This is a genomic window from Thiocapsa sp. UBA6158, assembly GCF_002423035.1.
GTDB lineage: Bacteria > Pseudomonadota > Gammaproteobacteria > Chromatiales > Chromatiaceae > Thiocapsa.
Map to the genome: position 1 here is coordinate 22,387 of NZ_DIUM01000005.1, position 20,485 is coordinate 42,871.

Sequence of the window (20,485 nt, forward strand, 5' to 3'; positions counted from 1 at the left end):
ACCCGACCATCCATAAGGAGCCATCGATGACGCGTTCTTACCGACAAGGGCCCGCAATGCTTGCTGCACTGCTGGCAACCGCTGTCTTCGTATCCCCTGCCAGTGCGCTGCAGGAAGCGGACTTCCACTACGACTCGACCGAAAATCTGTATCGAATCTGCTCGGTCGCACCGGATGCCGACGGACATCTGATCGCCTCGCTGGCCTGCCGCGCCTTCCTCGAGGCGACCGTCCAATATCACGACGGCGTCACGGCCCGCAACGGGCTGAAGCGCCTCGTCTGTTACCCCCAAGACGCCACGATCGAGGATGCGCGCGAGGCGTTTGTGGCTTGGGCGCAGGCCAACGCGGGGAACAAGGAGTTGATGGGCGAGCAGCCTGTCAAAGGAGTGGTTCGCGCGCTTGCAGCTAAATATCCGTGCACGGGTAAGAAGTAGCTCCTCGATCCATCGGGCGTCGGCCGCCGGCTCGATGCCCTTGCCGCTTCGGAGATTCCAACGATGAAAGTCACGACAGTTACGGCAGCTCTGGCCTGTATCCTTCTGCTCGGCGGTTGCGGAAGCACAACCACCTCGCGTGTCGCCACAGGCACCGGTATGGGCGCGGCCAGCGGCGCGCTCATCGGGTCATTGAGCGGCAACGCCGGCCGCGGTGCGCTCATCGGTGCCGGCGTGGGTGCCTTGGGCGGGGTGCTCGTGGACGAGCATCAGCGCGGCAGCTTCAGCAACAATTGATCCGGACGTTACGACCGACCGAGCCGTTCGTCGCCTCGGTCGGTCGCCTGTCGGTTTCACCCTGCGTGTGCAGTCGATGAGATGCCGACCCGGTGCCGCCGGCATCCGGCGGGCGCTCGATGGCCTCGATGAGGCCGCACCCCGGCGATGCGGGATTCGGCGTCGGGCTTGGCGCGCACCCGGAGCCATCGATTTGATGCGACAAGGCTTGTCTGGGCGATCGTGCAGGCCGGCTCGCAGGTTGCTCCTCCCCGCGAATCGGATGTCCGCTTGACCAATCGTCACATTTTTTTCAATGAAACGCAGTTGACGCCTCGCACACGATGCACTAGCTTTCATCAGGAGTGAATCGCGGCGCTTCCGGGGTTCCGGTGCACGACATGGTGCAGGACAGGATGCGCGGAATCAGCCTGACGCAACAGAGTCACGATGAGGCCGTGTCGGATGTCCGTCCGTCATAAGGCCGGCCTCGGATCCAGTTTGAATGCCCAAATCCCTTTCCCGTGCCCATCTCCCGTGCCGCCGGATCTCCGCGCGGGTGCGGGGTTTGTGCTACCCGTTGTCGAGTCGGCTTGTGTGTTGGCAGCTCGGCAGTCTTGGCTCGACCAACGCACACCAGCATGAGAGACAGCGATGAGGATCTATGTAGGAAACCTGACCTATAGCGTGACTGACGACGATCTGCGGGACGTCTTCGGAGAGTTCGGTGATCTTGCCGCCGCGGAGGTGATCAAGGATAAGTTCTCCGGTCAGTCCAAAGGTTTCGGGTTCGTCGATATGCCCAATAACTCGGAGGCGGATGCGGCCATCAAGGCGCTGAACGAAACCGACTTCAAAGGACGCAAGCTCACTGTCAACGAGGCACGTCCACGTGCCGAACGTCCACGCGGCGGTGGGGGTCGCTACTGATCCAGCTGCTCGTCTCATGACCTAGACAAGATCGTCGTCGGGGCGCTTTGCGTCGCCGGCGTCGATTCCTACCCTCGATGTCGTTTGCCTGCCTCGCCGTCGGTTGCTACGCCCGGAGCACCGATTCCGAGACTGTCCCAGATCCCGGAGACCCGTTCGCGCACCGCTTCGTCCATCAGGATCGGGCTTCCCCATTCGCGCGTCGTCTCCCCCGGCCACTTATTCGTGGCATCTAAGCCGATTTTCGATCCCAACCCCGAGACCGGAGAGGCGAAGTCCAGATAGTCGATCGGCGTGTTCTCGATCATCACCGTGTCGCGCGCCGGATCCATCCGGGTCGTCATCGCCCAGATCACATCCTTCCAGTCGCGCGTACAGACGTCCTCATCCACGATGATGACGAACTTGGTATACATAAACTGACGCAGGAAGGACCAGACACCCATCATGACCCGCTTGGCGTGTCCCGGATATTGCTTCTTGATGCTGACCACCGCCAGGCGATACGAGCAACCCTCGGGCGGCAGGTAGAAGTCGCGGATCTCGGGAAACTGTTTTTGGAGGATCGGCACGAAGACCTCGTTCAAGGCCACGCCCAAGATGGCCGGCTCGTCCGGCGGACGCCCCGTGTAGGTACTGTGATAGATGGGCTCGCGGCGCTGGGTGATGCGCTCGATGGTGAAGACCGGAAACTCGCCGACCTCGTTGTAGTACCCCGTGTGGTCGCCGAAAGGCCCCTCCGGTGCCCTGTCGTCCGGATAGATATGGCCTTCGAGAACGATCTCGGCACTGGCCGGCACCTGGAGATCGGACTCCTTGCAGGCCGCCAGCTCGGTGCGGCTGCCGCGCAGCAGGCCGGCGAAGGCATATTCGGAGAGTGTGTCCGGGACCGGCGTGACCGCCCCGAGGATGGTTGCCGGGTCGGCCCCGAGCGCGACGCTCACCGGGAAGGGCTTGCCGGGATGGGCACGTTGCCAGTCGCGAAAGTCGAGCGCACCGCCGCGGTGGGCGAGCCACCGCATGATGACCCGGTTGCGTCCGAGCACCTGCATGCGATAGATGCCGAGGTTGTGGCGCGCCTTTTCCGGCCCCTTGGTGATGACCAGGCCCCAGGTGATCAGGCGCGCGGCATCGCCCGGCCAGCAATGCTGAATGGGAAGACGCCCTAGATCGACGTGCTCCCCGCTGAATTCGACCTCTTGGCAGGGCGCGTTGCGCCGCACCTTCGGGGCCATGTCGAGCACCTTCTTGAAGATCGGCAGCGACTGCCACGCCTCTTTCATCCCCTTCGGCGGATCCGGCTCCTTGAGAAAGGCAAGCAGCTTGCCGACCTCGCGCAGCGCCTCGACCGACTCCTCGCCCATGCCCAGAGCCACGCGACGGGTCGTCCCGAACAGGTTGCCCAGCAAAGGTATCTTCGACCCCTTCGGCCGTTCGAACAGCAGTGCCGGCCCGCCGGCACGCAGCGTCCGGTCGCAGATCTCGGTCACCTCGAGATAGGGGTCGACCTCCATCCGGATGCGTTTGAGCTCGCCGCGTTGCTCAAGCTGCTCGATAAAGTCACGCAGGTCGTGATACTTCATTTCTTATCCCGTACTCCGAACGCAGTTTAAGCCGCGATACCGGAATGACGCAGCAACGCATCCGTATTCGGCTCGCGCCCCCGGAACCGCACATAAAGGACCATGGCGTCTTCGGATCCGCCTTTCTCCAGGATGTTTTCGCGGAAGGACCGGCCTGTGTCCGCATCGAAGACGCCCTTTTCTTCGAACAGCGAGAAGGCGTCCGCCGACAGGACCTCGGCCCATTTGTAGCTGTAATAGCCTGCGGCATAGCCGCCGGCGAAGATGTGCGAGAAGGCGTGGGCGAAACGGTTGAAGGCAGGCGGGCGGATCACGGCCACCCGGTCGCGGACCTCCTCGATGATTTCGTAGACGCGGCCGCCGCGCGCCGGGTCGTATTCCAGATGCAGGCGGAAATCAAACAGCGCGAACTCCAGTTGCCGCACCATCTGCATGGCCGACTGGAAGTTTTTCGCTGCGGTCATGCGCTCGTAGAGCCCTTGCGGTATGGATGCGCCGGTTTCCCAATGGGCGGCGAAGAGGTCCAGCGATTCACGCTCCCAGCACCAGTTTTCCATGAACTGGCTGGGCAGCTCGACCGCGTCCCAAGGCACCCCGTTGATCCCGGCGACCCCGGGATAGTCGACCTTGGTCAGCATATGGTGCAGCCCGTGGCCGAACTCGTGGAAGAGTGTCTCGACCTCGTTGTGGGTCAGGAGCGAGGGCTTCTCACCGACCGGCGGGGTGAAGTTGCAGACCAGATAGGCGACCGGGAGCTGGTCGCAACGACTGGTGTGCATCCGGTTGGTGCAGACGTCCATCCAGGCGCCGCCGCGCTTGTTCTGACGTGCGAAGGGGTCGAGATAGAACTGGCCGCGCAGCGCCCCGGATACGCCGTCGCGGATCTCGAAGAAACGCACATCCGGGTGGTAGGTATCGAATGATTCGGCCTCCTGGATCTTGACCCCGAAGAGGCGCTCGACGACGCCGAACAAACCCGAGAGGACACGCGAGATCGGGAAGTAGGGACGCAGCTCTTCCTGACTGATTTGATAGCGATGCAGGCGCAGCTTCTCGGCATAGTAACCGACGTCCCACGGCTCCAGCTTCTCGACTCCGTGCTGCTCGCGCGCGAACGCCTCGAGCTCCGCGAGCTCCTTGCGGGCTTGACCGACCGAGCGCTCGGCCAGGTCGTTCAGAAAGGCGAGCACCTCCTCCGGCGAGCGGGCCATCTTGGTCGCGAGCGAGCGCTCGGCATAGCTCGCAAATCCAAGCAGCCCGGCCAACTCGTGACGCAGCGCCAGGATACGCTCCATGATTTCGCCGTTGTCCCACTGTCCGGCATGCGGCCCCTGATCGGAGGCGCGCGTCCCGTAGGCCTGATACAGCTCGAAGCGCAGGTCCCGGTCGTCCGCATAGGTCATAACCGGCATGTAGGACGGCAGGTCGAGCGTGAAGAGCCAGCCGGCCTGGCCCCGTTGCTCGGCGTTCTGCCGGGCCAGACCCAGTGCGGATTCGGGCAGACCCGCGAGCTTCGCTTCGTCCTCGATCAGCCTGCTCCAGGCATTGGTGGCGTCGAGCAGGTTCTCGGAATATTTCGTCGTGAGCTGCGAGAGCTCCTGACTGATGGCCTTGTAGCGCGCCTTCTTATCGGCGGGAAGGTCGACGCCCGAGAGGTGGAAGTCACGCAGCGCGTTCTCCAATTGCTTACGCTGGGCCGGGTTCAGGTGCTCTTGCGCGGCGACCGCCTGGTAGCCGCGCAAGAGATCCTCGTTCTGTCCGACCTCGGTGCCGTAATCGCTGAGCTTCGGCAGGCAGGCGTTGTAGGCGGCGCGCAGCTCATCGCTGTTCAGGACCCCGTTGAGATGCCCGACCGGAGACCAGGCGCGGCTCAAACGGTCGTCGATCTCGTCCAGCGGCTCGACGAAGCTCTCCCAGGTCGGCACCGAGACCTCGCGGGTCAGGCGCTCGATCTCGGCACGACAGTCGGCGAGACAGACGTCGATGGCGGGCTCGACGTGTTCGGGACGGATCCGTGAGAAGGCCGGGAGGCCGGTAGTCTCGAGCAATGGGTTCGTCATGGATGTGGCCTGATCGGTTCACGGGTCAAGAAGATCAAGGGTTGCGCCCTGCAGTGGCTCCGGCCCCGGTGCCGGGACGACCGGCGGGTGAAGACAGGCAAAGCCTCGGCGCCGGTTGCGGCGCTGGCAGGATCATGCGGGCTGGGCACCGGAGTTTCCAGTCGATCGATCGGGTCGGGCCGCGCACGCACGGGTGTCGATGCGCTCGGCGTCGTCAGTCCGGCAGAAAACCCATGTTCTGGCGCGGCGAGATACGCCCCTCGAGCGAGCGGACCATGTCGATCTTCGGACGCGGCGCGAAGGCCTGCGGGATGCAGAAGTGAAACCGCCACAGGTCGTGGCGCCAGCGTTCCCCGTCGTGGGCGGGGAGCGGCAACCATTCTTCCGAGTCGATCGGAACGAACCGTTCGCCGGCGCCGTAGGCATAGGTCTTGTACGCACCCTTCGGCGTACAGCGGATACCCTCCACCGAGAGGTTGCGGGTCCCGCCGCGTCCCTCCGCAACGAGCGTATAGCGCACGACATCGTCGGAGCCGACCCGCAGGTTGGCGCTGTCGATGAAATATCGGAGGGCTGAATCCGGACCGTCCGGGACCAGTTCGACCAGATCCGCGTCCCGCGGCCAAGGCGGGAGCGGAGTATCCGCTTCCTTCCAGGGCGTACCCGCTTGGACGCTCGAGGGTACGGGGGGCTCGGCGTCGGTGACGAAGGCGTTCTCGGCACTCGATACGGGCATCGCGAGCCCGAGCCCGGCGAGGATGGGCAAGGAGAGCCGTCGCAAGTCTTTCATCATGTCGATCAATCGGGACATATCGGGCAGCCTTACTTCGAACAGATTGTGCCGAGGTTCTGCCGGACGGTTGCTGCATCGGCAGAGTTGGTCAGGCCATTCAAATCGAGATCGTACCAGCTCGACGTGCCGCGCGAGAGCCACCGAAGGGCTCGATAGGCGACCAGATCCCGGATGTCGACGACGCCGTCGATGTTGCCGTCGCCGGAGCAGGGGGGTTGCGAGGACAGGATCACGGCGAGTTGGTCCGACAAGGCGTCGTAGTTGGCCTGTTGCACCGAGGTGAATGGCTCGTCCAGCATGGCCTCTTCCGTGTCGAGTTTCGGAACAGGCCTGGCTTCGTCGATCTCGTAGAGCTCGTCGCTCTCGCTGTCGACGCAGGCGTTGGTGGTCGGATCGTAGTCCTTGGTGTTGTTTCGCACCAACTTGAACGTGTCGTTGCGGATGGCGACGCCGCTCTGCGGCAAGATGTCGACCGTGTCCTGCGGCGGAACTTGCTCGGTCAGCCACTGCTGGACCTCGCAACAGTATGTGAAGCCTTCCGAGGGAATCGGCACGCCATCCGAGAAGCCGTCGGCGCCCTGGCCGAACCAGACCCCGCCGTTGTCCTCGCACACGCCCTTGGTGACCGGAATATGCGAGCAGCTGTTGGCGAACTGGCAGGGCCCGTTCAGAGCGCCATCGGCTTGTAGGTTCAGCCCGATCTGGGTGAAATTCCACTGGCGGATACTGTCCTGCATCGGATCGACCAAGTACGGCAGCATAGGCATCGAATCGAGCGTTCGCGGCACGCGCTCGTGGACGTCGATTCCCGCGAGCTCGCCGAACAATTCATAGAGATCCGCGATGTTGGTCATGTGCGTGACCTCGCGACCGGGCTCCTCCACCAGGGGGCCGGCGACGATGAGCGGCGTCCAGACCCCGGTCTGGTAAACGGTGCCTTTCGACCGGGCGCCGTCGAACGGCTGTTTCACCGTGTAGCCGAGCGACCCGTTGTCGTTGACGATGACCAGCATCGTATCGGTATTCTCCGGGTTGTATCGGAGTGCGCCATCTCGGCGGCGGCGTTTCACGATCCCGGTCTCGAGCAGAAGGCGCCCGACCTCGGTGTCGAGCGCCTCGATCATCTGATTGCTCAGGATCGGAAAGGCGCCGACAGCCGAGCAATCCAGTGCGTTGGTGTCGCGTGCATCCGGCGCAAGCAGGTGCAATGGCGGTGCCTGCAACGGCGTGTGCACCGTGGCGAAGCTGACGGTCGCCATCCACGGCTTATCGCCGGCGCGCTGCTCGATCCACTCGATGGCGGCGTCGACCGGCACGCTGCCTCGGTAGGTGCGCGCACGCACGTCCGTCAGGGGTAACCTGCGCACGACGCCGTGAGGCCGATTGATCACCAGCGGCGAGACGTAGTGCGCGCTCATCAGGTTGAAGTCGATATACGACGGACGCGGTTGTCGACAGACTTCCTCCGGGTCGAAGATGCCGCCGCTATCCCTGCAGGCGCGACCGGGTGGGTTGGGTCCGGTCCCTGCCATGACGCGGCAGCTCCCGTCGCCGGAGTAGCAAGCTCCCGCGTCGGCACCGCCATCCCGTGCACCCGGGACATAGCCGCAGGCATAGGTGCCTTGCGGGCCGACGCCGCCGGCCGTCGTGTCGATCGACGAGGGGTCGCCGGTTTCGTCGAGCCAGCCGGAGAAGTAGTCCCAACCCAGGGATGCGGGCATCCTGTCGCCGAACGGATTGTTGCCCTGCAGGCCGATATGGAATTTGCCGAAGAGTGCGCTCTCGTAGTCGCGTTCCTTCAATAGCTTCGGCAGGGTCGTCTCCCACGGGGAGAGCATCGAATTCGCCAGGTCGTCGGGCCCGAGGGCGGCGTAGAGATTGGTGCGCAGGGGGAAGCGTCCGGTGAAAAAAACGCTTCGGCTCACGGAGCATGCAGGCATCGACCAGGTATTTCGGAAATGAACGCCGGCGTCGGCGATTCGGTCGATATTCGGCATGGCGGGTGGCGTCAGACCACCGTACCCGAAGGTCCGGAACTGGTCGATTCCGATATCGTCCAGGACGATGAAGAGGATGTTGGGCGGCTTCGACGTTGCATCGGCTCTGCCCGCTGCGTGCGCGTGTCCGATCCCTCCCGCGAGGAGGGTCAGCGCCACGAACAGCGAGGCGAGGCTTGGCTTGGCCGTACACTGGATCATCGTTGTCGCTCCGGGAGGCGAGCCCGCATCGTACGCCGTCCGCATGGCGCGCCGACCCGCGCGGACGCTTGGCGGGGACGCAAACCTTGATAGCACAGATCCGGCTCGACCGCTAAGGTCATCGTCCGCCGGGGCTAGACCACCCGGGGTCATGTCGTTCGTTGCCCGCTGCCCGAGATCCAGTGCCCCGGTCGCTACTCGGAGGTCAGGCGTCGGTCTGCGGACGGCGAAATCGCGTGATCGGGCCTCGTCGTCGGTCCGCATGCGGCGCTGCTGCGCGGCGCTGCGTTCGGCCGGCTTGTTCCTCCGAGTCTCCTTCCGGTATGGTTCTTGGATGCGTCTTGAAAAGATCCGACTTGCCGGCTTCAAATCCTTCGTGGACCCCACGACGGTGCTCTTTCCCGGCAATCTGGTCGGCGTCGTCGGTCCCAACGGCTGCGGCAAGTCCAACGTCATCGACGCCGTGCGTTGGGTCATGGGCGAGAGCTCGGCGAAGATGCTGCGCGGCGAGTCGATGGCCGACGTCATCTTCAACGGCAGCACCGGGCGCAAGCCGATCGGTACGGCGAGCATCGAGCTGGTGTTCGACAACGCCGACGGCGGTGCGGGCGGCGCCTACGCCGCCTTCAATCAGATCTCGGTCAAGCGTCAGGTCTCGCGCGACGGTCAGTCGGCCTATTTTCTGAACGGGACGCGCTGCCGTCGGCGCGATATTCAGGATCTCTTCCTCGGCACGGGTCTCGGGCCGCGCTCCTACGCCATCATCGAGCAGGGGATGATCTCGCGCATCATCGAGGCGCGTCCCGAGGATCTGCGGATCTTTCTGGAGGAGGCGGCCGGGATCTCCAAGTACAAGGAGCGACGACGCGAGACCGAGAACCGCATGCGTCAGACCCGCGAGAACCTCGACCGGCTCGACGATCTGCGCGACGAGGTCAACAAACAGATCCAGCATCTGGAGCGCCAAGCCGCCTCCGCCGAGCGCTATACGCAGCTCAAGGCCGAGGAGCGGCGTCTGGATCTGGAGCTCAAGGCGTTGCGTTGGCAGGCGCTTGACGAGGAGATCCGCACCCGCGAGCAGCGACTCGCCGAGACCGAGACACGGACCGAAGCGGGGCTCGCGCAGCAGCGTCGGATCGAGGCCGATATCGAGGCGCGGCGTGCCGACTATCAGGGTGCCTCGGAGACCTTCAACGCTGTGCAGGGCCGCTTCTACGCCGTCGGCTCGGAGATCGCGCGGGCCGAGCAGGCGATCCAGTTCGCCAACGAGGCGCGCGGTCGGCGCGAGGGCGAGCTGGTGCGACTCGATCAGGAGATCGGCGAGGCCGAGGACCACTTGGAGCGCGACCGGGAGCGGCTCGCCGAGATCGACCTCAATCTCGCCCGCGACGAGCCCGAGCTGGCGGACGCGGATCAGGCCTTGGCCGGAGCCATGCGGAGCGTGGCGGGTGCCGAGGATCGGCTCAAGCAGTGGGAGCGTCTCTGGGACGCCTTCAGTCGGGAGGCTGCCGGGCCGTCGGAGCAGGCGCAGGCCGAACGTGCCCGGATCAACGCACTCGAGCAACGCAGCGATCGCGATCGCGACCGGCTGCGGCGCCTGGACGAGGATCTTGCTCGTTTGCAGGGCTTGGAGCTCGAGGATCGGTTTGTCCAGCTCCTCGAGCGCGAGAGCCGATTGGAGGGCGCACTTGCGGACATGGAGGAGCGTCAAGAGACGCTCGGTGCCGACTTGGCCGAACGCGACGGGGCGATCGGTGCGCTCGCCTCGCAGATCGATCGGGCCCGCACCCTGCTGCAGCAGGCCCGAGGTCGGTTGGCCTCGCTCGGTGCACTCCAGGACGAGGCCCTGGCCGACACGGATGCCGACGGCGGCCGTGCCGGCTGGCTTGCCGCCGCGGGACTCGCCGATGCCTCCCGTCTGATCGATCGGATCGAGGTCGACCCGGATTGGCAGCGTGCGGTCGAGGTGTTGCTCGGGGACGCGGTGCGCGCGATCGGCATCCCGAATCTCGATGGTGTGCTCGCCGGTGGCGATCCGCCTCCGGGGTTGGTGCTTTTGGAGACGCGCGGCCATGCCGAGAGTCAAGCCGATGGCACACCGGACTTGGACAGCGCCACCGCGGCTCCGGCGATCCTCGCGCATGTTCGCGCACCCTGGGCGCTCGACGGATTGCTCGGTCGCGTCCGGACCGTCGATCGGCTCGCCGACGCCGTGGCGATGCGCGCCGCCTTGGGAGAGGCCGAGCAATGGGTGACGCCCGAGGGTGCCCGGGTCGGTCGCGACTGGTTGAGCACGCCGCCGGTGACGACGCAAGGGGGCGTCATCGCGCGTGCCGAGGCGATCAAGGTGCTCGGGGCGGAGATCGCGGACCATCAGGCCCGGGAGTCCGAGCTGTGCGCCGAGCAGGAGCGTTTGCGCACGGCCCGAACACTGACACAGGAGGAGCGCGCCGACGCCGGACGACAACTGACCGCCTTGGGTCGCGAGCTCGCGCAGCTCAAGGCCGAACTCGCGAGCCTGCGCGCCAAGCGCGAGCATCGACAGGATCGGCTCGAGGCGCTGGGCGCCGAGCGCGACGAGCTGCACGAGCAGATGGCCGATGCCTTGGATGAGATGGAAGAGTCGCGCGAACGTCTGCACGCGCATTTGTCCCTGGTCGAAACACTGGCGGAGCGTCGCGAGGCGATGCTGGCCGAGCGCGAGGCGCTGCGCACCGGGCTCGCCGCGGCACGCGACGAGGAGCGTGGTTGCCGGGAGCGGACCCAAGGCTTGCGGGTCAGCGTCGAGTCGAACCGCGCCGCGCGCGCGGCCACCCAGCAGAGTCTTGCGCGCATCCAGGAACGCCGCTCGGTGCTCCACGAGCGGCGTGCCGAGCTGTTGGATGCACTCGAGGAGAGTGTCGAACCCTTGGCCGAGCAGCGGGCCCGGCTCGACGAGCAACTGGTGCTGCGCGTCGAGGTCGAGCAGGCATTGGCCGCGGCGCGCAACCGGCTCGAGGTCCTGGACGGGGAGGTCCGCGCGCTGGAGCAGGCGCGTCAGCGCCTCGAGGAGGAGAGCCGGCTCGGTCGCGGCGAGCTCGATCGGCAGCGTTTGGAGCACCAGGAGCGTCTGGTGCGTCGCCAGACCCTCGCCGAGCAGATCGCCGAGGCCGGGCAGGCGCCGCTCGACGTCCTGGCTGCGACCGATCCCGCGGCGAACGAGGCGCAGTGGCAAGAGGCGCTCGCCAAGACCGGGGCACGTCTGCAGCGGCTCGGCCCGGTCAATCTGGCGGCCGTGGACGAATTCAGGCAGCAGGCCGAACGCAAGGTCTATCTGGACGCCCAGCACGAGGACATCAGTCGCTCGCTAGAGACCTTGGAGCAGGCGATCCGCAAGATCGATCGCGAGACCCGCAACCGTTTTCGCGAGACCTACGATCAGGTCAATCAGGGCTTTCAGCTCCTGTTCCCGCGTCTCTTCGGCGGCGGTCACGCGAGCCTGGATCTCACCGAGGAGGACCTGCTGGAAACCGGGGTCACGGTCATGGCGCGACCGCCCGGCAAGCGCAATTCGAGCATCCATCTGCTCTCGGGCGGGGAGAAGGCGCTCACCGCGGTGGCCTTGGTCTTCGCCATCTTCGAGCTCAATCCGGCACCCTTCTGCATGCTCGACGAGGTCGACGCGCCGCTCGACGACGCCAACGTCGGGCGCTTCTGCGAGCTGGTGCGCTCCATGTCGGACCGGGTCCAGTTCGTCTTCATCAGCCACAACAAGGTCACGATGGAGATTGCCGATCATCTGCTGGGCGTGACCATGCACGAGCCCGGCGTCTCGCGACTCGTTTCGGTGGACGTCGACGAGGCGGTTCGGCTCGCGGCCGTGTCCTGAGCGCACCAACGGGCGTGGTCCGCGGCTCGGGTCGGCCTTGCCGTCGAGTGTGAAACCCGTCCGTTCGGGGATACAGGTTGCTCGCGCATTGATATACTCCACCCAGTCCTGAACGTCAGACCGACAGCAACGCTTGAATGGACACCAATACCATCCGTCTCATCCTCATCGTCGTGGGCGCAGTGCTCGTCCTCGCACTCTTCCTATGGGAGCGCAGCCGTCGTGCCGGCGACGCCGACGAGGACGATGAGTACGAGGAGGCCGACGCACCTTACGGTCTTGCGACCGGCAAGCGCGAGCCGCGGCTCGGGCGGGTCGCCGAGGAGGAGCGCGTGGATGACTCCGATCGTGCGCGCTCCGGCGGATCGCCCGCCGCGCCGTCGCGCCGGCTTGATCCCGAGTCCGAGTCCTATCCGGACGAGGACCTTGATGCGGACATGCCGGCCGACGTGGAGCCACTGTTGATTCAGCTCAGTGTCAGTGCGCGACGCGAGCCCTTCGCCGGTCCGGAGCTCATGGATGCGGCCGACCTCTGCGGTCTGCGTCCCGGTCGGATGGACATCTTCCACTGTTTGGACGAGTTCGACCACGACACGCGGATCTATTTCAGCATGGCCAACATGGTCAAGCCGGGGACCTTTCCGTTCGATGGTATGGAAGACTTCTCCACACCGGGCCTGATGCTCTTCGCCCAGCTCGACGGTCGCCCGGAGGACATCACCATCCTCGAAGAGATGATCGCCACGGCCCGCAAGCTCGCCAGCGAGCTCGACGGCGAGGTGCTCGACGAGACACGCCGTCCGCTCACGGTGAGGAAGGAAGAGGACCTGCGCCAGGCCGTGCTCGACAACGAGCGCCGATGGGCACGCACGGCGGAGCGTTGATCGGCGCGGATGCCGCCGCCAAGCGCGCCGAATGGCTGCGCACGGAGATCGCCCGCCATAATGTCCGCTATTACGTCCTCGACGATCCGCAGATCCCGGACGCCGAATACGATCGACTCTTCGCCGAGCTTCAAACCCTCGAATCCGCCTACCCGGACCTGAAGACGCCGGATTCGCCGACCCAGCGGGTCGGTGCCGCGCCGCTCTCCACCGTTGCTGCGGTTCGCCACCGTCTGCCCATGATCTCGCTCGCCAACGCCATGAGCGATGGGGAGCTGGTCGAGTTCGACCGTCGCGTCTCCGCCGCCTTGCCGGGTACCGATCCGGTCCTCTACACCGCCGAGCCCAAGCTCGACGGGCTGGCTGTGAGCATCCGCTACGAGGCAGGTGCGTTGGTGCAGGCCGCGACCCGCGGCGACGGCTCGACCGGCGAGGATGTCACCGCGAACGTGCGCACCGTCAAGAGCGTGCCGCTGCGCCTGGTCGGCGAGGACTGGCCCGCGGTGCTCGAGGTGCGCGGCGAGGTCTATATGACACGCGAGGGGTTCGCGCGACTCAACCGAGATGCCGCCCAGCGGGGCGAGCGCGCCTTCGCCAATCCACGCAATGCGGCGGCTGGGAGCCTGCGTCAGCTCGATCCACGCGTCACAGCCACGCGTCCCTTGCGTTTCTGCTGCTATGGATGGGGCGCGCTCTCGCTCGACCCGGGCGAGAGTCAATACGCGATGCTGCAACGGCTCGCCGGCTGGGGCATCCCGATATCGAAGGAGCTGCATCAGGTCGAGGGAGCGGACGGCTGTCGTGCCTATTTCGACGACTTGGGTCGCCGCCGCGACGCGCTGCCCTACGAGATCGACGGCGTGGTCTTCAAGGTCGACCGGATCGCCGATCAGATCGGCCTGGGTGCGACCAGCCATCATCCGCGTTGGGCCATCGCACGCAAGTTCCCCGCCCGGGAGGAGCTGACGCTCGTCGAGGCGGTCGAGTTCCAGGTCGGACGTACCGGCGCCGTGACCCCGGTTGCCCGGTTGCAGCCCGTACAGGTCGGCGGTGTCACGGTGGCCAACGCCACCTTGCACAACATGGACGAGGTTCTCCGTAAGGATGTCCGAGCCGGCGATACCGTCGTCATCCGACGTGCGGGCGACGTGATTCCCGAGGTCGTGAGCGTCTTGCTCGAACGCAGGCCACCCGATGCGGTACCGGTCGAGATGCCGGCCCGCTGTCCCGTGTGCGGGTCCGACGTGCTGCGCCCACCGGGCGAGGTGGTGGCACGCTGTACCGGCGGTCTCTATTGTCCCGCGCAGCGCAAGCAGGCGATCCGGCATTTCGCCTCGCGTCGCGCCATGGATATCGAAGGTCTCGGCGAGCGGCTGATCGAGCAGCTCGTCGATCTGGGGTTGGTTCGCGAGCCCGCCGATCTGTATCGGCTGACCGCGGAGCAGCTCGTCGGCCTCGAGCGTATGGGCGAGAAGTCCGCGGCCAATCTGATCGACGCTCTGGAGCGCAGCAAGTCCACGAGCTTTGCGCGCTTTATCTTCGCACTCGGGATTCCGGATGTCGGCGAGACGACCGCGCAGGCGTTGGCCGAGCGGTTCAGCGGGATCGCCGAGCTTGCGCGGACGCGTGAAGCGGATTTCGTCCGCGATCGAGGCGTGAAGGGTGTGGGTCGAGACACCGCGACCGCGCTGCATCGCTTCCTGATCGCGCATCCGGGGATCGAGGCGCAGGGCGACCTTGCGCATTGGTTGGCGGGGCTCAAACTCCCGGGTCTGACCCGGGCACGTGCACGGGCGTTGGCGGGGCACTTCGAGGATCTCGCCGCACTTCGCACGGCGGAGCTCGAAGACCTCTACCTCAACAGCACGCGGCTGGTGGAAGGGGTCGGCCCCGTGGTGGCGGCGGAGATTGCGGGCTTCTTCGCTCAAGGGCACAATCGCGAGGCGATCGAGCGGTTGCTCGAGGCCGGAATCCACTGGCCCGACCCGTCCGCTCCTGCGCAGACCTCTCATGCGCTGCCCCTCGCGGGCAAGACGGTGGTGATCACCGGCACACTGAGCCGGCCACGCGAGGAGATCGCCGCCCGGTTGCAGGACGCCGGTGCAAAGGTGACGAACAGCGTCTCTAAGAAGACGGATTATCTGATTGCGGGCGAGGCGGCGGGCTCCAAGCTCGAGAAGGCGCAATCACTCGGTGTTGCGATTCTCGACGAGGCTATGTTGAGCGCGCTGCTCGATCGCCCCTGATCCAAGCGACGTCCGAACGATGTCTGCGCGATACCGGATGCTTCCGGGATCGCCCCAATGTCGCCGATTCGAACATCAGAGCGGTCGTCAGAACCGCATCGACAGCGATCGTCTGTATTCCGCGATCGAAACGCGTCTCTCCAGACTCTACGGGTTTCCCAATGCATGAACTGAGCAAAGAGCAACAGATCCTGATCGCGATGCGCAAGACGCTCTCGGCGATCATCCGCGACGTCACCCCGCCGCCCGGGATGCGTCATCCGCTCTCCGAGCCGACCATCGAGGACGTGCGTCAGTGCCTCGGGCTGATCGCTGCCCGCGAGAAGGAGTTGGCGGACACGCAGGGCCGCGGCGGCGAGCGCCCCTATTATGTCGACGAGCCCCCGGATACCCGCGTCGTGCCGATTGCCGGCATCAAAAAGCGCAAGGAGTGATGCGATGTCATACACCCGCCCGCAGAACCCGGGTCGCCCGGAGAATCCCTCCTCTGCCGGACGACGGCGTCTCGTCGCGTTGGCGTTGTGCCTGGTTGCGGCCGGGATGTGCCGAGATGCCGTCGCGAACGATCCGGCGACCACGCGGGCACCCGCGTGGTCCTACTCGGGGGTCGCGGGTCCGGACCAATGGGGCGATCTCGGGGGTGAGTACGAGACCTGCGCCCGGGGCGAGCTTCAATCGCCGATCGATATCGTCGAGACCCAACGCGTGAGCTATACGCCTCTGCTCTTCCGTTATCGATCGCAGCTCCTGGAGGCCGAGAATACCGGCCGCGGAGTCCGTCTGATCTCCCCCCCCGGCAGCGCGCTCGTGGTCCGGGGTCAAGCCTACGACCTCGTCGAGTTCAGCTTCCACGTTCCCGGTCTGCATGGTTTCGAGGGCGTTGCCGCGGAGGCCGAGATCCACATGCTGCATCGCGACGGGCAGGGCGGTTACGCCGTCGTCGCCGTACCGCTGCGGGCCGGCGAGCGCGAAAATCGGATTCTGGATCGGATCCTGGAGTATTTGCCGACCCAGCCCGGAGAGCGGGTGCGGCAGCGTCAGGTGGGAATCAACCCGCTTTTCCTGCTGCCGGTGGATCGCAGCTATTACAGATATACAGGCTCGCTCGTGACCCCACCATGCACCGAGCCGGTGCTTTGGTTCGTCTTTCGCGAGCCGCTCGAGGTGAGCGCCGATCAGATCCAGCGTATCGCCCGGGCAACGGGGACGAACGCACGCCCCATCCAGCCTTTGAACGGCCGTCCGGTCTTCTCGCTTTTCCGCTATTAAACCGCGCCCGGCGCAGTATGCGAGGTTTTTGGATGGGACTGGCGTGTCGATGCGGTGAAACAGTTGCGTGTATGCCGACGTGCAAGCCGGCGGAGGGACAACGGGGGCAGGGGCGACTTTAGTCGCCCCTGGATGTCTTGCAGCCACGCGCGGTCGTGAGGCTTGTGGACGGAAATCGCCCGCAGCCTTACTCGGACCCTTCCGCCGCGGCCTCGTCGGTCGCCTTGATCTTCACGACCTCCTCGTTGAGCTCCACCATAGCGCCGTCACGCATCTCGGCCAACGTCGCCGAAAGCTTTTGGCGCTTGAGCAGGGCCGTGAGCTGCTGCTTGGCATCCTCGAAGCTCGGGGGCTCGGCCTTGCGGGAGTCCTGAAGCTCGATGACATGCCATCCGAACTGAGTCTGGACGGGCGTTTTCGTATAGGTGCCTTTCTCCATCGCGGCGACGGCCTCGGAGAAGGGGGCCACCATCTGGTTGGCGTCGAACCATTCGAGCTCGCCGCCGTTCTTGCCGGTCGGTCCGAGCGAATGCTCTCGGGCCAGATCGCCGAAATCGGCGCCGCCGTCGAGCTTCTCGATCATGTTTTTCGCCTCTTCCTCGTCCTTGACGAGGATGTGGCGTGCCTTGTACTCGGTCTGGCTGGCGTTTTCCTTGACCTCCTCGTAAGCCTTCTTCAGCTCGTCTTCGGTTGGCTCGATCTCCTCGGCCATCGAGGCCAGTACGGCATTGGAGAGGATCTTCATGCGCTGCAGCTCGATCGCGACCCCAACGTCGGGGTCTTGCTCCAGATTGCGCCGAGCGGCCTCCTGGGAGGCAACCACCAGGCTCATGAAGTCGTTGAAGGCCTGCTCTTGAAGCTCGGGCGAATTCTGGCCCTGACTTTGCTGCAGGCGCTCCAGGAAGAAGAGACGGAAGAGGTCGAGACCGTAGGGTGTGCCGTTGACCGTCGCGATCAGGACGTCTTCGCCCTGCGGTTGGGCCTCCGCGTCCTTGGCGTCCTCCGCCGCGGCTGCACCTGCGGCCAGCAGAGCACATAAGAGGAGGGGGATGCGAGTCGTCTTCATGATGATGGTTTCCGTATGTTGGATTCATTGGCATCCGAGGATGCCGGCGATTTCAATGGGGAAAGACGGCAGGTGAGGGGGCTCGCCCGCCCGTTGCGAGCGGCGTCCGGATCGGGTCTCAGGTCGGAAATACCCGCTTGAAGGGTTTGACCTGCACCTCTCGGTAGACGCCGGCCGCGTTGTACGGATCCGCAGCCGCCCATTGCTCGGCTGAGGCCAGATCGGGGAATTCCGCGACGATGAGGGATCCCGAGAAGCCGGCGTCGCCGGGATCCGGGCTGTCGATCGCCGGGTGTGGTCCTGCGAGGATCAGGCGCCCCTCGGCTTGCAGGGCTTCCAGGCGCGCGAGATGGTCCGGCCGCGCGCCCAGGCGGGCCGCGAGACTCTTGTCGTGATCGACGGCGATGATGGCGTACAGCACGTCAGTCGGCCTCCAGGGTCCGGGGTTCATCCTTCATGTGGCGCGACAGGTAGAAGGCCTGCGCAATCACGAACACGAGTGTCATACCCATCATACCGAAGAGCTTGAAATTCACCCAGATGTCCTCGCGCGCTTGCGCATCGTTGCAGAGCGAGAGCAGGTCGCCGCCGAAGTGCTCGGAGCAGGCCGAGAGGTCGATATCCTGCAGACCCGAGGCGAGGATCAGCGCCTGTTGGGCACCGAAAAATCCGCTGCCGATATAGACCACGAAGAGATTGACGAGTCCGGTGACGAGAAAGAACCCGATCCACATCATGTTCAGACGCGTCCAAACCGCCGAGGGGATATCGATCGCCTTGCCCATCATCCGCTCGATGAGGGTTTGCTTCCCGATGAACTGGCTGCCGAGAAAGACGGCACCGAACAGCCAATTGACGATCGTCGGTTTCCACATGACGAAAATCGGGTCGCGCAGGGCGAGCGTGAGCCCGCCGAAGAGCACGAGCAACCCGAGCGTGACCAGCGGCATGGTCTCGACATGCCGACGCCGTATCCACGACCAGCCAACCAGGACGGCCGATGCGACGATCGCCACCCCGGTCGCGACGTAGATGCCTTCGAGCTTGTAGGCGGCGAAGAATAGGAGAATCGGAAAAAAGTCGACAAAGAGTTTCATGAGGCAGGGGTCGCCGATGCGGCATGCGTGATGATTCGGGATGATGCGTCCGGGCGGGAGCCGCGCGGTTCGACAGCGTGAAGCGGCGGCGGTTTCAACGCTGTCGCCCGGGGCGACGGTCGCCGTGACGGAGGCAGGGCTCGATCCCGCAGTCGTTGGTAATAGGATACGGGGATCGGGCGGGCAGGGCAAAGGCGTTTGGTCGGGTTGACGTGTATAGTTGCCTCCGGTTTCTGATCTCATTTGAAAGGGGATGCGTCACGTGGAGACGATCGAGAGTTGGGTCGGTACGATCAACGGGTTCGTCTGGGGCCCTCCCATGCTGGTTCTCATCCTGGGAACCGGTCTCTTCCTGATGATCGGCTTGCGCTTGATGCCGCTGCTGAAGCTCGGGTTCGGTTTCCGCATGCTGTGGGCCGGCCGGCATGCGCAGGGACAGGGCAACATCACGCCCTTTAATGCCTTGATGACGTCGCTCGCGGCGACCATCGGAACGGGCAACATCGCCGGAGTCGCCACGGCCATCGCGATCGGCGGCCCGGGCGCACTCTTCTGGATGTGGTGCACCGCACTCGTCGGCATGGCCACCAAGTATGCCGAGGGCGTCCTGGCGGTGAAATACCGCGAGGTTGACGAAAAGGGCAATTATGTCGGCGGCCCCATGTACTACATCAAGAACGGACTGGGTCGACGCTGGCTCTGGCTCGGCACCGCCTTCGCGATCTTCGGTGCGCTCGCGGGGTTCGGCATCGGGAACATGGTCCAGGCCAACTCGGTGTCGCACGCTATCAGCAGCAAGTTCGCGATCCCGGATCTCTGGTCCGGTATCGCGATGGCCGTGATGGTCGGGTTGGTCCTGATCGGCGGTATTCGCTGGATCGCCCAAGTCGCCGGCAAGCTGGTGCCCTTCATGGCGATCGCCTATGTGATCGGCGGTCTCGTGGTGTTGGCCTTCAACATCGATCAGATTCCGCAAGCCATCTATCAGATCGTGCAGCACGCTTTCTCGCCGACGGCCGCCGCCGGCGGATTTGCAGGTGCAACCCTGATGCTGGGCATTCAGATGGGGGTGGCGCGGGGCATCTTCTCCAACGAGGCAGGCCTCGGCAGCGCCCCGATCGCGCATGCGGCGGCTCAGAGCAACGATCCGATCCAGCAAGGCACGGTCGCCATGCTCGGAACCTTTATCGATACCATCGTGATCTGCACGATCACGGGCTTGGTGATCATGGTGACGGGCGAGTGGACGAGTGGGGAGACCGGCGCGAGCCTGTCGTCCGCGGCCTTCAGCGCCGGCCTGCCGTCGATCGGCGGCTCTATCGTCACCTTCGGGCTGGCCCTCTTCGCCTTCACGACCATCCTGGGCTGGAGCGTCTACGGCGAACGCTGCATGGAATACCTGTTCGGTATCCATGCGATCGTTCCCTTTCGGTTGGTTTGGGTCGCGGTCATTCCGATCGGGGCGACGCTCGAGCTCGAGTTCATCTGGCTGGTCGCCGATACACTCAACGCCCTGATGGCGATTCCCAATCTGGTCGCGCTGCTCTTGCTCAGCCCGGTGGTCTTTCGGATGACACGTGAATATTTCGCGGATCCGATCAATCCACGCGTCGTGACCTGAGTGCCGGATCCAAACCGCGTTCGGAGCGCGATGCTCGTTTTCCAGTGAGCTCGACGTTTGGTACATCCACAATGATTCGCGGAGGCGCGGTTTAAAATGATCGATTTTTCAATAGTTTAAGCCGGTCAGACTCCAGCGGTCGTCAAGTCCGCCGGGG

The 20,485-nt window shown here is 65.0% G+C and carries 16 protein-coding genes; 9 read left to right on the forward strand and 7 right to left on the reverse strand.

Annotated features, from left to right (window positions below; translation table 11 throughout):
• Positions 1 to 26: 26 nt before the first annotated feature.
• From B4N44_RS00930 to B4N44_RS00940, 3 genes are all read left to right on the forward strand, one after another.
• Positions 27 to 437, forward strand: coding sequence for a Rap1a/Tai family immunity protein (locus tag B4N44_RS00930; protein ID WP_296695814.1), 411 nt, complete (start codon positions 27 to 29; stop codon positions 435 to 437).
• A gap of 63 nt (positions 438 to 500) precedes the next feature.
• Positions 501 to 734 carry a glycine zipper family protein gene (locus B4N44_RS00935; protein ID WP_296695817.1) on the forward strand — a complete coding sequence of 78 codons (234 nt, stop codon included), beginning with the start codon at positions 501 to 503 and terminating at the stop codon, positions 732 to 734.
• 633 nt (positions 735 to 1,367) lie between these two features.
• Positions 1,368 to 1,643, forward strand: a complete 276-nt coding sequence (locus tag B4N44_RS00940; protein WP_296695820.1) for an RNA recognition motif domain-containing protein — start codon at positions 1,368 to 1,370, stop codon at positions 1,641 to 1,643.
• 68 nt (positions 1,644 to 1,711) lie between these two features.
• On the opposite strand, the gene ubiD is transcribed toward B4N44_RS00940, so the two are convergent.
• The 4 genes from ubiD to B4N44_RS00960 form a co-directional block, all read right to left on the reverse strand.
• Positions 1,712 to 3,226 (reverse strand): 4-hydroxy-3-polyprenylbenzoate decarboxylase, encoded by a 1,515-nt coding sequence (gene ubiD, locus B4N44_RS00945; protein WP_296695823.1) that lies wholly within the window; start codon positions 3,224 to 3,226, stop codon positions 1,712 to 1,714.
• 26 nt (positions 3,227 to 3,252) lie between these two features.
• Complete coding sequence (prlC, locus tag B4N44_RS00950) at positions 3,253 to 5,286, reverse strand: oligopeptidase A (RefSeq protein WP_296695825.1); 2,034 nt, start codon at positions 5,284 to 5,286, stop codon at positions 3,253 to 3,255.
• Positions 5,287 to 5,500: 214 nt separating this feature from the next.
• Complete coding sequence (locus B4N44_RS00955) at positions 5,501 to 6,079, reverse strand: CNP1-like family protein (protein ID WP_296695827.1); 579 nt, start codon at positions 6,077 to 6,079, stop codon at positions 5,501 to 5,503.
• A gap of 29 nt (positions 6,080 to 6,108) precedes the next feature.
• Positions 6,109 to 8,277 (reverse strand): sulfatase-like hydrolase/transferase, encoded by a 2,169-nt coding sequence (locus tag B4N44_RS00960; RefSeq protein ID WP_296695830.1) that lies wholly within the window; start codon positions 8,275 to 8,277, stop codon positions 6,109 to 6,111.
• A gap of 334 nt (positions 8,278 to 8,611) precedes the next feature.
• Here B4N44_RS00960 and smc point away from each other — a divergent pair, with 334 nt between their 5' ends.
• The 5 genes from smc to B4N44_RS00985 all read left to right on the forward strand — a co-directional run bounded on the left by smc (position 8,612) and on the right by B4N44_RS00985 (position 16,544).
• Positions 8,612 to 12,145 (forward strand): chromosome segregation protein SMC, encoded by a 3,534-nt coding sequence (gene smc / locus B4N44_RS00965; protein WP_296695833.1) that lies wholly within the window; start codon positions 8,612 to 8,614, stop codon positions 12,143 to 12,145.
• Between the two features lie 137 nt (positions 12,146 to 12,282).
• Positions 12,283 to 13,029, forward strand: a complete 747-nt coding sequence (locus B4N44_RS00970) for a cell division protein ZipA C-terminal FtsZ-binding domain-containing protein (RefSeq protein ID WP_296695834.1) — start codon at positions 12,283 to 12,285, stop codon at positions 13,027 to 13,029.
• Entirely contained in the window at positions 13,005 to 15,275 is a 2,271-nt protein-coding gene (ligA, locus tag B4N44_RS00975; RefSeq protein WP_296695837.1) for an NAD-dependent DNA ligase LigA, read from the forward strand. The genes B4N44_RS00970 and ligA overlap by 25 nt, the downstream gene beginning before the upstream one ends.
• A gap of 161 nt (positions 15,276 to 15,436) precedes the next feature.
• The gene (locus B4N44_RS00980) at positions 15,437 to 15,709 is read left to right on the forward strand and encodes a segregation and condensation protein A (protein WP_296695840.1); all 273 of its coding nucleotides are present in this window, start codon (positions 15,437 to 15,439) and stop codon (positions 15,707 to 15,709) included.
• A gap of 4 nt (positions 15,710 to 15,713) precedes the next feature.
• Complete coding sequence (locus tag B4N44_RS00985; protein WP_296695842.1) at positions 15,714 to 16,544, forward strand: carbonic anhydrase; 831 nt, start codon at positions 15,714 to 15,716, stop codon at positions 16,542 to 16,544.
• 187 nt (positions 16,545 to 16,731) lie between these two features.
• On the opposite strand, the gene B4N44_RS00990 is transcribed toward B4N44_RS00985, so the two are convergent.
• The 3 genes from B4N44_RS00990 to B4N44_RS01000 form a co-directional block, all read right to left on the reverse strand.
• Positions 16,732 to 17,610, reverse strand: coding sequence for a peptidylprolyl isomerase (locus B4N44_RS00990; protein ID WP_296695844.1), 879 nt, complete (start codon positions 17,608 to 17,610; stop codon positions 16,732 to 16,734).
• Between the two features lie 118 nt (positions 17,611 to 17,728).
• A complete protein-coding gene (locus tag B4N44_RS00995; RefSeq protein ID WP_296695846.1) occupies positions 17,729 to 18,031 on the reverse strand; it encodes a YciI family protein in 303 nt (100 codons plus the stop codon).
• Position 18,032: 1 nt separating this feature from the next.
• Positions 18,033 to 18,707: an inner membrane-spanning protein YciB gene (locus tag B4N44_RS01000; RefSeq protein ID WP_296695849.1), complete on the reverse strand. Its 675-nt coding sequence runs from the start codon at positions 18,705 to 18,707 to the stop codon at positions 18,033 to 18,035.
• Between the two features lie 262 nt (positions 18,708 to 18,969).
• On the opposite strand from B4N44_RS01000, the gene B4N44_RS01005 reads away from it, so the two are divergent.
• A complete protein-coding gene (locus tag B4N44_RS01005) occupies positions 18,970 to 20,328 on the forward strand; it encodes an alanine/glycine:cation symporter family protein (protein ID WP_296695852.1) in 1,359 nt (452 codons plus the stop codon).
• Positions 20,329 to 20,485 lie beyond the last annotated feature (157 nt).

Excerpts from the sequence above, each read along its gene's own strand:
- B4N44_RS00930 (WP_296695814.1), top strand. The coding sequence starts at position 27 with ATGACGCGTTCTTACCGACAAGGGCCCGCAATGCTTGCTGCACTGCTG.
- B4N44_RS00935 (WP_296695817.1), top strand. The coding sequence starts at position 501 with ATGAAAGTCACGACAGTTACGGCAGCTCTGGCCTGTATCCTTCTGCTC.
- B4N44_RS00940 (WP_296695820.1), top strand. The coding sequence starts at position 1,368 with ATGAGGATCTATGTAGGAAACCTGACCTATAGCGTGACTGACGACGAT.
- ubiD (WP_296695823.1), bottom strand. The coding sequence starts at position 3,226 with ATGAAGTATCACGACCTGCGTGACTTTATCGAGCAGCTTGAGCAACGC.
- prlC (WP_296695825.1), bottom strand. The coding sequence starts at position 5,286 with ATGACGAACCCATTGCTCGAGACTACCGGCCTCCCGGCCTTCTCACGG.
- B4N44_RS00955 (WP_296695827.1), bottom strand. The coding sequence starts at position 6,079 with ATGATGAAAGACTTGCGACGGCTCTCCTTGCCCATCCTCGCCGGGCTC.
- B4N44_RS00960 (WP_296695830.1), bottom strand. The coding sequence starts at position 8,277 with ATGATCCAGTGTACGGCCAAGCCAAGCCTCGCCTCGCTGTTCGTGGCG.
- smc (WP_296695833.1), top strand. The coding sequence starts at position 8,612 with ATGCGTCTTGAAAAGATCCGACTTGCCGGCTTCAAATCCTTCGTGGAC.
- B4N44_RS00970 (WP_296695834.1), top strand. The coding sequence starts at position 12,283 with ATGGACACCAATACCATCCGTCTCATCCTCATCGTCGTGGGCGCAGTG.
- ligA (WP_296695837.1), top strand. The coding sequence starts at position 13,005 with ATGGGCACGCACGGCGGAGCGTTGATCGGCGCGGATGCCGCCGCCAAG.
- B4N44_RS00980 (WP_296695840.1), top strand. The coding sequence starts at position 15,437 with ATGCATGAACTGAGCAAAGAGCAACAGATCCTGATCGCGATGCGCAAG.
- B4N44_RS00985 (WP_296695842.1), top strand. The coding sequence starts at position 15,714 with ATGTCATACACCCGCCCGCAGAACCCGGGTCGCCCGGAGAATCCCTCC.
- B4N44_RS00990 (WP_296695844.1), bottom strand. The coding sequence starts at position 17,610 with ATGAAGACGACTCGCATCCCCCTCCTCTTATGTGCTCTGCTGGCCGCA.
- B4N44_RS01000 (WP_296695849.1), bottom strand. The coding sequence starts at position 18,707 with ATGAAACTCTTTGTCGACTTTTTTCCGATTCTCCTATTCTTCGCCGCC.